Raw genomic sequence first — 13,432 nt, forward strand, 5'->3', positions numbered from 1 at the left:
TCACATGCTTTTGTGAATTGTTCGGTTAATCGAAGGAAACGCATTTAGAAACCTTTTATACTAATTTTATAAATTAAGAAAAAGGAGTGTATAGGAATGAACATTCTAGAAGCAAACAAAATTCATAAGAGCTACGGAAATAAATTTAATAAACAAGAAGTGTTAAGAGGCATAGACATTAGCATTGTCAAAGGAGAATTCGTTAGTATTATGGGTGCTTCAGGATCTGGAAAAACCACTTTACTGAATGTACTCTCTTCTATTGATAAGATAAATAATGGAACTATTTCAATAGAAGGAAAAGATATTACAAGTTTGAAAGAAAAGCAATTAGCTGAATTCCGTAAAAACCACCTAGGATTTATTTTCCAAGAATATAACTTATTAGATACGTTGACTGTTAAAGAAAATATTCTTTTACCTTTATCTATTACGAAGACACCCTCTGTTGTAGCGAATCAAAAATTTGATGTAATTGCTAAAGAACTTGGTATTTACGAAATAAAAGATAAATATCCAAACGAGATTTCTGGAGGTCAAAAACAACGTACTTCTGCCGCTCGATCATTTATTCATGAGCCTAGTATTATTTTTGCAGATGAGCCAACTGGTGCACTTGATTCAAAATCTGCTTCTGATTTATTAAACAAGCTAAGTGACCTGAATAAGAAAAGAAATGCAACGATTGTAATGGTTACACATGATCCCGCTGCAGCCAGCTACTGTAATCGTGTCATCTTTATTAAAGATGGACAAATTTATTCCCAATTGCACAAAGGTGATGAAACGAGACAGAACTTCTTCAAGGATATTATGAAAACACAGGGAGTATTAGGTGGTGTTCAACATGAAGCTTAACCATTTGATCTTCCGAAATTTAAAAAAGAACTTAAAAAATTATTATCTTTATGTTTTTGCATTAATCTTTAGTGCTGCTTTGTATTTCTCGTTTGTCACTTTGCAATATGACCCTTCAATGAACGCAACAACGGGTTCAATTAAAGGAGCTGCTGCGGTTCGTGCAGCTTCGATCTTACTCGTTGCAATTGTTTCAATCTTCCTTCTCTATGCAAATACAATTTTTATTAAAAGGCGAAGCAAAGAAATTGGTTTATTTCAACTAATTGGGATGACAAAAAACAAGATTTTCCGAATACTAAGTACTGAAAATTTTATCCTCTATTTTGGTTCATTACTTTTTGGTATCTTAATAGGATTCGCTGTATCTAAGTTAATCATCATGATTTTATTTAAAATTACTGGAATAAATGCCATCGCCACTCTTCATTTTTCTAAGACGGCATTCGTCCAAACACTAATTGTATTTGCTGTTATCTATCTATTTATCATGCTAATGAATTACCTCTTTATTAAAAGACAGACAATATTATCTTTGTTTAGATTAGTATCAACTACAGAAGGCAAAATAAAAAGAATGTCAATATTTGAAATCGTCATCGGAATTGTTGGTATTCTATTAATCATTTTTGGTTATTATCTTTCATCGAAGTTATTTGAAGGCGATTTCACTTCGATTATGGAACTTTTTATCGCAATGACATCCATACTAGCTTCCGTTATCATTGGAACTTATTTATTCTATAAAAGTTCCGTTCGTTTCATTTTAAATATCATCCGAAAGAACAAAAATGGTTATTTAAATATAAATGATGTACTCTCTTTATCATCAATTATGTTTAGAATGAAATCAAATGCGTCACTATTAACGATCATTACTACGATTTCAGCACTAGCAATTGGCTTATTATCATTAAGTTATATTTCTTATTACTCAGCTGAAAAAACAGCTGAAAATCAGGTTCCCTCAAATTTTTCTATTACAAATAGTAAAGATGTAGAGACATTTAAAACAGCATTAGATAGAAACGATATAAAATATACTGAAAAACGCGTTGATATTATTCAGGTCGACACCAATATAAGCAACATCATTGACGCAAACTTTAACAGTTTCAATAAAAAATCAGATAAATTCCCTCTTGCAGTTGTAAGTGAAAAAGCCGTCAATAACCTGAACTTGTCATCAAACGAAACTATTTTTACTGGTTATAATGATTTGCTTCAGAAATTTATGACGATGAAGGATTCAGGTGAAATTAAATTAAAGAGTAAAAACAAAGCAATCAATCTAAGCTATCTAGGTCTTGATAAAAAATTTATCATACCTTCTCATTTTACCAGTGGTTTACCAACTGTTCTTGTAGATGATAAAGTATTTGAAAGCTTAAAAAAGGATCTTGACCAATCCATTCAAAAAGACTCAACAGTTTATTTCGGTATTAATATAATTGATAAAAATTCACTTAAAAAAGCAAATGACATTTTTATAGAAAACCATCTTAATGACCATGGTGCAAATGCTTCACGACTTAACCTGATTAATAATCAGAAAAAAACAATGGGACTGATTATGTTCATCGTTGGCTTTTTAGGATTAACATTTTTAATTACATCTGGTTGTATTTTATATTTCAAACAAATGGATGAAAGTGTTGATGAAAAGCCAAATTATACTATTTTAAGAAAGCTTGGATTTTCACGTAATGATTTATTAAAAGGAATCCGTTCTAAACAAATTTTTAATTTCGGTATTCCGCTAGTGATCGGCTTAATTCATAGTTATTTTGCGGTCCAATCAGGCTGGTTTTTATTCGGAGCAGAAGTTTGGACACCTATGATTATCGTTATGGTTTTATATGCAGTTCTCTATTCAATTTTCGGTGTACTGTCTGTTCTTTATTATAAAAAAGTGATTAAAGATGCACTTTAAAACTAGTAAAAGCTCTGGTTATTAAACTAGAGCTTTTTCATATACATTGTTTTTATTTTTGAATGCGTTAGTTGATTACAACTCCAGGATACTCGCTTTCCGCGTGGCGTGAGCTAGCCTCCTCGGCAAGCCTGCGGGGTCTCAGCCTTCCCGTTATTCCCACAGGAGTCTCGCACCTTCGCACGAATCAACTTCTGTCTTAAAATTAAAAATCTCAAAAAGCAGCAATCTTTTAGAAAAGATAAAAACCCTTCTATTTAATAGAAGAGTTTTCAACATAAACTACATCATTTCTTATTAAATCTTCATATGACTCTCTCTGAACAACTACCCTTGCTTCACCATTTTTCACAAATACTACAGCTGGTCTTCTAAGACGGTTATAATTATTAGCCATTGAGTATCCATAAGCTCCCGTACAAGATACAGCTAGAATATCTCCTTTTTGTACAAGTGGTAATTCACAATCCCAAATTAACATGTCTCCCGTTTCGCAGCATTTTCCAGCTATTGAAACGACTTCTGTTTCTTTACTTTCTACATGGTTCGCAATCATTGCCTCATACTTTGAACCGTATAAAGCAGGACGTATATTATCTGTCATTCCGCCATCAACGGATACATATTTACGAATAGAAGGAATATTTTTGGTTGCTCCGATTGTATAAAGCGTTGTACCCGCTTCTCCTACAATACTTCTACCTGGTTCAATCCAAATTTCAGGAAGTGGATATTTTTTCTCTTTGCATTCCCTTCTTATGATAGAAGAAATTGAATCAATCTGTTCAAAAATTGAGATTGGTTCATCCTCTTCTGTATAACGAATTCCGAACCCTCCACCAACATTTAGAATCCTAGCAGTAAAATTCAATTCTTTTCTTACTTCATTTAAAAATGTCATCAAAATACTGATTGCGTGAACAAATCCTACTGGCTCAAAAATTTGAGAGCCTATATGTGAATGAATACCAAGTAATGTTAAATTCGGAGATTGTAATGAAATCTCGATTGCTGTATTAGCTTGTTTCGATTGAATATCAAAACCAAATTTAGAATCTTCTTGCCCTGTCATCACATATTCATGTGTGTGTGCTTCAACACCTGGTGTAACACGTAATAATATATCTACCATCACGTCTCTTTCTTCTGCCAATTCTTGTAGAAGTGCTAATTCATAAAAATTATCAACTACAAAACAACCTATTTTTGCATCTAAAGCCATCTCAATTTCTTCAGCTGTTTTGTTATTACCATGAAAGTGGATTCGTTCTGCTGGAAAACCAGCTTGAATAGCTGTATAAAGCTCCCCACCAGAAACAACATCTAAACATAAGCCTTCACGATCAATTAATCGATATTGCTCTATACAAGCAAATGCTTTACTCGCATACGCTACTTGATATCGTAAACCTGTTTCTTTAAACGCATCTTGAAATTGTCTACATTTCGATTCGATTAAAGATTCATCATATATATATAAAGGTGTCCCAAACTGTTTAACAAGTTCAACAGTGTCACATCCACCAATTTCTAAATTACCTTGCTCATTGATTCGGCTAGTTCCATGAAGATACATATTATTAACCCCTTTTTTGTGAGTAATGTATCATACTTGCTACTCAATTCAGTGTATTAAAAAAAGACGCATGAAGTAATGTTCATGCGCCTATTTATTCCCAAAAAGATGGTTAAATAGCCAATCACATCTCTTCAATAGCACTTCACATAAACATGTGACAGTTCTACATTTCTTAAATGTAGCCCCAACAATAAACTTAGTGGAAGTTTATCATTTCGGCGGTATACCCTTTCCCATTTTTTCAGCAAACCCACTGTTCTCCAAAATGGTACTCTTTTACACCGCAACCTCTATGAAATTGAGACAATCGTATAATATTACTAATTTTATATCATATTTATACATTCATAGTCAATAATTATTCGTATGACATATTATAACAACAAATGAATGTTTTCTATTATTGATTTACATCTTTATATCTAGTAAAATAGAAAAGCAATAAATTTAACTTACTTATGTAATTGAAGAAATAAGGGTGAATTATGGGCAACTATCAAAAAATCCAAATTCCATTAAATATAAATATGAATTTTTCATTCCTCTGATACAATGTCAGAGGTTTTTTATTTTGTTGCACATGGACAACTTTCTTCACCTAAGTGGAAACTATTGATTGGGGGTAACTTCTTTGCAATCATCTAAAATTGCCGCATTATCTATTTTTAGTAATTCTTTTATTATTATCTTAAAACTGGGAGCAGGAATTTTCACAGGATCTGTTGCTGTCATTTCAGAAGCAATTCATTCTTCATTAGATTTAGTTGCTTCTGTCATTGCTTATTTTTCTGTAAAAATCTCAAATCGTCCGCCAGATAAAGACCATCCGTATGGTCATGGGAAATTTGAAAATATTTCAGGAACAATTGAGACTTTGCTTATTTTTATAGCTGGGATCTGGATAATTTGTGAATCCATCAATAAAATACTTCACCCCACGCCTATGAAACTTCCATTAATAGGTGTAATTGTCATGTTAATTGGTGCAGCTCTAAATTGGAAAATCGGAAAAATTGTGCAACGTGTTGGGAAAGAGTCTGGTTCTGTTGCGATGCAATCAAATGCTCTTCATCTTCTTACAGATGTTTACTCTTCAATTGGAGTAGGGATCAGTTTAGTGTTAGTAAGCTTAACAGGATGGGAAATATTAGATGCTTTAATAGGGATTGGAATTGCACTGTATCTAATGAAGGAATCTATTGAACTTGGACGGAAAGCATTTTCTCCTTTATTGGATGCAGGATTATCAGATGAGGAATTAGAAACGATTAAAGGTGTTCTTGCTAAGTTCAAAAACCAATACATCGAATATCATAACCTTCGAACAAGACGTTCAGGAGCAGAAGAACATGTTGATTTCCACCTCGTTTTACCATCAAGTACTAGTATAGAAGATGCTCATAATTTATGTAATGAAATCGAAAATGAATTATCAAATGCACTCTTTAATCCAAACATTCTGATTCACGTTGAACCAGAGGATGAGAAGATATTTGTAAAATAATCGTAAAGTTGCCCCATTCTTTATTTTGGGCAACTTTTTTTAAAAAGAAAGCATTGACTATAACGTAACGTGATATCTTACAGTTTATTTAGGAGGTGATGACATTATGGCGTATACAGTAAAAGAACTTGCAAAGCTGTCAGGAGTGACGACAAGAACCCTTCACTATTATGATGAAATCAATTTACTAAAACCAGCTTACCATAGCGAAAATGGTTACCGTTATTATGAAAAAGAACAACTCCTCCGGCTTCAGCAAATTATGTTCTACCGTGAACTTGATTTACCGCTCGCAATCATCCAAGAAATCCTATCAAATTCGAGCTTTAACCTTATTTCTGCACTTACATCACATAAACAAAATCTATCTAAGCAAGCAGAGCGATTACAAGAACTAATGAATACAATTGACCAAACGATCAAACATATAAAAGGAGAGAAAAAGATGAGTGATGAACAACTTTTTAACGGTTTTGATGAAGAAAAACAAAGACAATATGAAGAGGAAATAAAAGAAAAATACGGTGAAAAACTATTAAATGAAAGTAAAAAACGGACAAAAAATTGGAACAAAGATGACTATGCCACTGTTCAAAAACAATATGATGATATTCACAGAAATCTTGTTAAAGTAATGGATCACGGACACGATAGCTCAGAAGTACAATCGATCATCCAAAAACATTTCGAGGTAATTAACCAATTTTACACTCCTACGAAAGAAATGTATAAAGGGCTAGGACAAATGTATATTGAACATCCTGATTTTCGTAAGCTTTACGACAGTTATCATCCAGAATTAGCAAATTTCATGGCAAAAGCAATGGCTTATTATGCTGATAAAAATTTATAAGTTAGTAAATGAAAACAGTCAACCTCATTTAATTTGAGGTTGACTGTTTTCGAGAACTAAACTATTTCTCTATAATTTAAACTTACTAGTCATTTCTTTAAGAAGATTAGCCATCTCGGATAAGTTTTCGATTGATAACGTCATATTGTCTACCAATTCATTTTGCTCGACAGTTGACGAAACAGAATCATTTGTTTTAATAAGTGTCTCTTCAGCTATTTGAGACGTTTTATTCACTGAAGATGTAATTTCTTGTGTAGCAGCAGACATTTCCTCAGATGTTGCAGATACTTCCGCAATTTGTGAAGTAACATCTTGGACTGCTTTTAAAATCGTTTTAAATGCGACCCCGGTCTCTCCAACAAGACTTATCCCCTCTTTTACCTCTTCTCCGACAGAATTCATAGAATGGACTGCTTGATCTGTATCGTGTGTAATCTTCTCTACAATTGAACGAATGTTTTCTGCTGCAAGCTTAGATCTTTCTGATAATTTACGAATCTCAGTTGCGACAATCGCAAATCCTTTCCCCTCTTCACCCGCTCTAGCAGCTTCAATTCCTGCATTTAGTGATAAAAGATTAGTTTGCGCAGAAATTTCTTGTATCAAATTAAGAATATTAGAGATTTCAGTTGAATGACTCTTTAACGTTTCGATTAAACTCGCAGAATGAGCAACAGAATTAGCGATTGCTTCCATTTGTTCGATTGCACCGCTAACCTTTCTATTTCCTTGTTCAGATTCACTTAACGTTTTATTTGATAAGATTGATACATTAGTAGACGCCTCTGCGATTTGTCCAACACCTGCTGACATATCCTCAATTATTGTAACACTTTCTTTTAAGCTCGTATGTTGCGTAGTTGACCCATCAGAAATATGTTGCATCGATAAAGCGATTTTATCACTTGCCACCTTTGTTTGATTCGCTTTATTCAAAAGTCCAGATGTGCTATCAGCTAGCTCTAACGAACTTTCATTAATATGAGAAATCACTTTTCGAAGATCTTGAACTAATGTATTAAACGATTGAGCTAATATGCCAATTTCATCTTTTCGTTCGGTTTCAAACGTTAAAGACAGGTCACCAGCATCTACTAACTCTACATGTTTCTTTAATTTTACTAAAGGCGCAACTAGATATGCAGTAAATAGATAGATTACTAGAATACTTAGAAGAATTATTGCAACTGTGATGATAATAATCGTTATTTTATCTGATTGCATTTTTTTATAAACTGAATTCACATTAAAGTCAGCACCTACTATTCCTAGGAATTGCCCTGTTTTAGAATGAATCGGAATAAAAGTAGTAATCACTGCACCATATTCTTTAGTGTAACTAAATTCACCTAGTTGCTTCTTTCCAGTATCAAAAGCTTGTCTCATTAGAGGGAAATCGTTTGCATTTTCTTCAACTTGATTCATTGCGGAAGCATCCTTAGAATCCTTTGGAGCACCATCTACAACATAACGATACTCATTTCCTTTATCTGTCTTTTCTCTCTTCATTGTATAAAGATACTTCAACCCATTAGTTTCTTTAAGAATATTAAAATCTTCCCTTAATTTATAATAATAATCTGTTTCTGTATTTGCATTTAGAAGTTGTTCATATTTATCTACATCAATTAATTTAGAAGCTTCATAAGTAATTTTTTCTGCTTGTTTACTAACAGAATCTGTAATTAATTTCTTTGACATATCATACGAAATAAAGCCAATTAAACTACCCAATATTGTTACTAATGTTGCAAATAATAGTACCATTTTTACTTTTATGCTTTTTCTCATTACAGTAACTCTCCCACTTGTTGTGCTATTTATGCAAAACTAATAGTAGTATACTGATGCATACTACTTTAAACGTTCGATATGCGGGCAGAATCTTGATGTTTTACGTTTATTAATTTTTAAGTTTATGTACCTTCTAAACTTTACAATTATACTTTCGTTTGAGAAATCCCCTCCTTAACGGACATATAGTGATATCTTTTCTAAGGAAAAATCAGTTTGAATTTTTCAGTACCTCTGTATTAGAATCCATTAATTTATTTACTTTTTTAGCTATATAGAAATAACCAGCCGCCATAAATATTCCAAATACATAACCACCAATTGTAAATAAAATTGTACGTGAATAGTATGCTTTTGTTCCATATTGAACAAGTAACCACCATTGAATAGACGCAAATAATACGTCCTTCAGTGCCCAAAAAATAAATAAGTACTGAAAATACTTAAATATTTCTTTATGAAAAAACAATTTTTTACTCGTTTCTCTGTCATGTCCTTGTAAAGCCACAATATCTAAAGAAAAATAAAGAGTTAATGGCTTTTTTAACAGTATCAAAAATATAAACACCACAACTAATGCATAGTGATAATAAACATTGTATAGAATGAGATTGTATCCAGATCCGGATAATAAATCTACTGCCGTACTCACCGACATTGTTGAAATAATAAATAAGCCCGTCACATTAAATTGTTTTGTATACCAAAATCGAAAGATCGTATATAAAATCCCAGGAACTGTTGGAATAATCATAGCCCAGTATTCACCAACAATTGGTTTTAATAAACGGAATAATACAATCGGAAAAATTACATAAAGTACAATATCATATAAAATAATATTATTTTGTTTTTTCATTATATCGTCCTCAACTCTTTACTTTTAAATTGAATATAATTATCATAATATTTAAACTTATTATAAGCTAGTTTTTTTTTACTAATTTCTCAATTAATTGGAGGCCCGGTATGGAGTTATATATAAAAGAACTAAAAACAGAAGTTGATTGGAGTTTAGCTTATCCCGTAATGCACGAACTTCGAACACACTTATCTGAAAAGGAATATATCAACCTGATGCATGAAATGGCTGATGAAAACTATCAGCTTTTTGCACTAATCGACGACGAAAAAATTCAATCCTTGGCTGGAGTAACAATTCGAACAAATCTCTACGCATTAAAACATGTTTACGTGTATGATTTAGTCACTACTAAACATGCTAGATCAAAAGGGTATGGTGAAAAATTACTATCCTTTCTAGAAATTTGGGGACGTGAACAAGGTTGCACAAATATTGCTTTAGAATCAGGCGTTCAACGGACCGATGCCCATAGATTCTATGAGAAAAAATTAGGATTTGATCGAACTAGCTACTCTTTTCGAAAACGATTATAGTCACGAAACAATCAGGCTAGCTAATCTTGTTAAGAGCATAAACAAAAAAGAGGTAGTCTCTATAAATTACTAGAGACTACCCCTGTTCTTTGTTCCCTTTTCCCTGTTTTCTGTTCCCTTAAAACAATGTATGAGTTCCAGGTCCTGTCAAATAAAGTCCAATCGAAACAGCAATGATGAGTAAATTATATTCATACCCATTTGCTCCATTCCATAATCCGTTTTTCCAGTGAACTGTAAAGATTGCTACTAGCATGATGAAAATAATTAAAATGGCACATACTTTTGTATATACGCCAGCAGCAATTAGTAGTCCCCCTCCAAATTCACCAAGTCCTGTCAAAAACGCAAAAAACGCACCTGGTTTAATTCCAATTGATTCTAGCCATTTTCCAGTACCCTTGATACCGTGTCCTCCAAAAATTCCAAATAGCTTTTGAGCACCGTGTGCTGCTAAGATTAACCCTAAAACGAGACGAATGATTAATAATCCTTCATCCATTTCCTTAACACCACCTTTTCTCGATATTGAGATATCTAAAGCTATTAGTAAGATATGCCGATTAAACAGTAGATAGACCTTTTTAATCCACAAAATAAAGTGAAACTTCCTTCAGTTGGGTTTTTACTGTCCGCTAATGTAGGATAAATTTAATGTTTTGGTTTGCTGACCATTAGTAATAATTCCATATACTATTAGTAACTTTTCAAGAGGAGATGAAAACATGAAAAAATTCGCCCCACTGCTCATTATTGGTTTGTGGATCACACTATTTTCTGTCGCCTACCATTACCATTTAACTAATTTATCAATTGAAGAATGGAAAACTCTTTTAAAACATACATCCGTAAATATCCCCATCCTATTTGTGTTAGTCTTTTGCTTACGTATTATCCTTTTTATACCTAGTTCAGTCCTTATTGTTGTAGGAAGCTTTTTATTTTCACCGATCGAAGGCATTTGCCTCTCACTAATTGGGATGTTTTTAACAGAAACTTTTATTTATGCAATCAGTCGAACTGTTTTCCAAAACAAGGTGAATCAATTTATTCATAAAAAGTACCCTTCTCTTTATGAAAAGATACTAAACAATCGCTCTCGCTATTTATTTGGAGCAGTCGCTACACCGCTAGCACCAGCTGATGCAGCTTGCTTTGCTGCTGCTTCTACAAAGATGCCTTATTTTCACTATATAACGGTTGTCTTATTAGGTAATATTCCAATCGCTATTCTCTACACTTTTTATGGAAATTTATTAATTTCAAGCACATGGGTGACATTAGCACTCTCTATTTTATGTATCCTTGTTACTGGCATTCTTTTTGTGTTAAGGAAAAATAAAAAACAAGAAGAGGTTAAGAAGATTATCTCTCCTTAACCTCTTCAAATGCTTTTTGTATATTTTGAACTTCTTATCTTATAAAACGTAAGCTCCAGGGCCGATTAAAGCTACTCCAATTGCAACTGCCATTAACATTACGTTATATTCGATCCCATTTGAAGTAACCCAAAAACCATTAGCACCATGTACTTTCACAATTGCGACCAGCATAGTAAAGACGATTAATAGAGCACCCACCCAAGTATAAATACCTGCTGCAAATAATAATCCACCAACAACTTCACTTAATCCGGCCATTAAAGCCATAAAATATCCAGGTTTCATCCCGATTGACTCTAACCATTGTCCTGTACCTTTTAAACCATATCCGCCAAACCAGCCAAATAATTTTTGTGTACCATGTCCTGCAAATGTCATTCCTATTACTAAACGTATAATTAATAAACCTAAACTCATTATATTTTTCTCCTTTTTAGTTAAATTTATTTCGAAATTGAGATATTATCTCACATACATTATTTTTATGGTAAATCAATTAACATAAAGCGTGATGTTTGATTCGCTTTAATAACTAACTTCTCTTCTTCTGTTATTCTTGCATCATCTCTGCGTTCTAATAAAACGTCATTGACACTCACTTCCCCTTCGATCACGAATAGGTAAGTTCTGCGATTAACTGATTGAGAAAATTCTAGATTTTGACCTTCTTCTAAATCACTTAAATAAATCGATAAATCTTGATGAATAGTTGCTACATCTTGTTTGTTACTATTTTTTTGAACTACTGGAAGTAATTGATTAATCAATTGGTCTTTATTAAATGAAATACTTTCATAACTTGGTTTTAACCCATTCACCTCAGGTAAAAACCATAGTTGTAGTAAATTAACAGATCGCTCTAGTGACGGATTTATTTCAGAATGATAAATACCTGTACCTGCACTCATACGCTGCACTTGACCAAACTCAATGATTTCACTATGTCCTGCATTATCTTGATGTTCTAGCTGACCATCTAAAATAATCGTTACAATTTCCATCTCTTTATGAGGATGCATTCCGAAACCTTTGCCTGGAGCAACAATATCATCATTTAGCACTCTTAATGGCCCAAACATCATATTATTTGGATCATAATACTCTGCAAACGAAAAACTATGACGAGCATTTAACCAACCGTGATTTGCATTATAGCGATCATTATTTTTACGAATTAAAATCATTTCCTTTTCCTCCTTTTATCTCTAATTCGAGATATTATTTATAAAAAAATTTAATTAAATAGTTATTATGCTAACCGAATCAAAGGAAATAGCAGAAAATATTATCTTTAATTCAAGATAATTATAAATCCATCTTATTCAAAATGCAACAATTTGTTTACAAAAAAATGTCCCTTAATTTAACTACAAAATCCTCAAATTATTTATCCTATTTTCCAGGAAATGATTAAAATCGACAAATTATCTGTAACTCGTATTAGCAGGGAATAGGGAGAAGGGAACAAGGAACAGGTTCACTCCCCGCCCCGCGGAAAGCCAGTATCCTGGAGTTGTATCAACTAACGCATTCTAAAATATCAACAATATATACGAAAACAGACATTTTTTAAGTTAAATATTCAATTATTAAGCACAAATTGGACAATACAATTACTAATTACTACATGACCAACATAGTATAATAGAAAAAATCTTTTAACTGTATGGGAAAGGAGCATTAACATGTCCTTAGAAAAGGTCCTCTCTTCATTGTGCTATTTTAGTACGTTTTTCGCACCTTTTATCTTCCCGATTATTGTGTTCTTTGTCGTAAAAGAAAACGTCACAAAATACCATGCCAAAAGAGCTTTTCTCTCTCACCTTGCTCCATTTCTATCTATTCTACTGATTGTAGGTGCAGGCGCCATTAGTGCATGGTTAAATCACAATATAGAAACAAGTGGAGTAATAATCGTTACATGTTTTCTCTTAAGTGGTATCTTAAATCTGATCGTCTTAATATGGAATGTTGTTCAAGGAATTAAAATCTTAACGAATGAATGATTTAAAAAGCATAGTCGACTGACTGTGCTTTTTAAATGGAAATGACTATTAGATTAATTATAATTTCTAATTTTTATGTTGTAGAACCTTCTTCTTCATAAAAAGAAAGCTGTTTCGTAATC

General features: G+C 32.6%; 13 protein-coding genes and 1 riboswitch. Of the genes, 7 read left to right on the forward strand and 6 right to left on the reverse strand.

What is annotated here, in order from left to right:
• Positions 1-96 precede the first annotated feature (96 nt).
• Together J5Y03_RS18440 and J5Y03_RS18445 are read left to right on the forward strand one after the other, a co-directional pair.
• The gene (locus J5Y03_RS18440; RefSeq protein ID WP_209407463.1) at positions 97-858 is read left to right on the forward strand and encodes an ABC transporter ATP-binding protein; all 762 of its coding nucleotides are present in this window, start codon (positions 97-99) and stop codon (positions 856-858) included.
• Positions 848-2,791 (forward strand): FtsX-like permease family protein, encoded by a 1,944-nt coding sequence (locus J5Y03_RS18445; RefSeq protein WP_209407464.1) that lies wholly within the window; start codon positions 848-850, stop codon positions 2,789-2,791. Before J5Y03_RS18440 ends, J5Y03_RS18445 begins: the two co-directional genes overlap by 11 nt.
• 253 nt (positions 2,792-3,044) lie before the next feature.
• Here J5Y03_RS18445 and lysA read toward each other — a convergent pair whose 3' ends face one another.
• On the reverse strand, positions 3,045-4,367 hold the full coding sequence (gene lysA, locus J5Y03_RS18450) for a diaminopimelate decarboxylase (protein ID WP_209407465.1): 1,323 nt from the start codon (positions 4,365-4,367) through the stop codon (positions 3,045-3,047).
• A gap of 130 nt (positions 4,368-4,497) precedes the next feature.
• A riboswitch (Lysine riboswitch) is annotated at positions 4,498-4,671 on the reverse strand.
• A 330-nt stretch (positions 4,672-5,001) separates the two neighbouring features.
• On the opposite strand from lysA, the gene J5Y03_RS18455 reads away from it, so the two are divergent.
• Both J5Y03_RS18455 and J5Y03_RS18460 read left to right on the forward strand, forming a co-directional pair.
• Positions 5,002-5,874 carry a cation diffusion facilitator family transporter gene (locus tag J5Y03_RS18455; RefSeq protein WP_209407466.1) on the forward strand — a complete coding sequence of 291 codons (873 nt, stop codon included), beginning with the start codon at positions 5,002-5,004 and terminating at the stop codon, positions 5,872-5,874.
• Between the two features lie 106 nt (positions 5,875-5,980).
• Entirely contained in the window at positions 5,981-6,727 is a 747-nt protein-coding gene (locus J5Y03_RS18460; protein ID WP_209407467.1) for a MerR family transcriptional regulator, read from the forward strand.
• Positions 6,728-6,796: 69 nt separating this feature from the next.
• Here the strand turns inward: J5Y03_RS18460 and J5Y03_RS18465 are convergent, their stop codons facing one another.
• Together J5Y03_RS18465 and J5Y03_RS18470 are read right to left on the reverse strand one after the other, a co-directional pair.
• Positions 6,797-8,521 carry a methyl-accepting chemotaxis protein gene (locus tag J5Y03_RS18465; protein ID WP_209407468.1) on the reverse strand — a complete coding sequence of 575 codons (1,725 nt, stop codon included), beginning with the start codon at positions 8,519-8,521 and terminating at the stop codon, positions 6,797-6,799.
• Positions 8,522-8,735: 214 nt separating this feature from the next.
• Entirely contained in the window at positions 8,736-9,383 is a 648-nt protein-coding gene (locus J5Y03_RS18470; protein WP_209407469.1) for a VC0807 family protein, read from the reverse strand.
• A 110-nt stretch (positions 9,384-9,493) separates the two neighbouring features.
• On the opposite strand from J5Y03_RS18470, the gene J5Y03_RS18475 reads away from it, so the two are divergent.
• Positions 9,494-9,922 carry a GNAT family N-acetyltransferase gene (locus J5Y03_RS18475; protein WP_209407470.1) on the forward strand — a complete coding sequence of 143 codons (429 nt, stop codon included), beginning with the start codon at positions 9,494-9,496 and terminating at the stop codon, positions 9,920-9,922.
• Between the two features lie 118 nt (positions 9,923-10,040).
• Here the strand turns inward: J5Y03_RS18475 and J5Y03_RS18480 are convergent, their stop codons facing one another.
• The gene (locus tag J5Y03_RS18480; RefSeq protein WP_209407471.1) at positions 10,041-10,424 is read right to left on the reverse strand and encodes a DoxX family protein; all 384 of its coding nucleotides are present in this window, start codon (positions 10,422-10,424) and stop codon (positions 10,041-10,043) included.
• 223 nt (positions 10,425-10,647) lie between these two features.
• Here J5Y03_RS18480 and J5Y03_RS18485 point away from each other — a divergent pair, with 223 nt between their 5' ends.
• The gene (locus J5Y03_RS18485) at positions 10,648-11,301 is read left to right on the forward strand and encodes a TVP38/TMEM64 family protein (protein WP_209407472.1); all 654 of its coding nucleotides are present in this window, start codon (positions 10,648-10,650) and stop codon (positions 11,299-11,301) included.
• Positions 11,302-11,340: 39 nt separating this feature from the next.
• Here J5Y03_RS18485 and J5Y03_RS18490 read toward each other — a convergent pair whose 3' ends face one another.
• Positions 11,341-11,724 (reverse strand): DoxX family protein, encoded by a 384-nt coding sequence (locus J5Y03_RS18490; protein WP_209407506.1) that lies wholly within the window; start codon positions 11,722-11,724, stop codon positions 11,341-11,343.
• 62 nt (positions 11,725-11,786) lie between these two features.
• Entirely contained in the window at positions 11,787-12,488 is a 702-nt protein-coding gene (locus J5Y03_RS18495; protein WP_209407473.1) for a pirin family protein, read from the reverse strand.
• A gap of 501 nt (positions 12,489-12,989) precedes the next feature.
• Between J5Y03_RS18495 and J5Y03_RS18500 the strand changes: the two genes are divergently transcribed.
• Entirely contained in the window at positions 12,990-13,310 is a 321-nt protein-coding gene (locus tag J5Y03_RS18500) for a DUF4870 domain-containing protein (RefSeq protein ID WP_209407474.1), read from the forward strand.
• The last annotated feature ends 122 nt before the right edge of the window (positions 13,311-13,432 follow it).

The sequence above is a fragment of the Gottfriedia endophytica genome, assembly GCF_017814275.1.
GTDB lineage: Bacteria > Bacillota > Bacilli > Bacillales > Bacillaceae_G > Gottfriedia > Gottfriedia endophytica.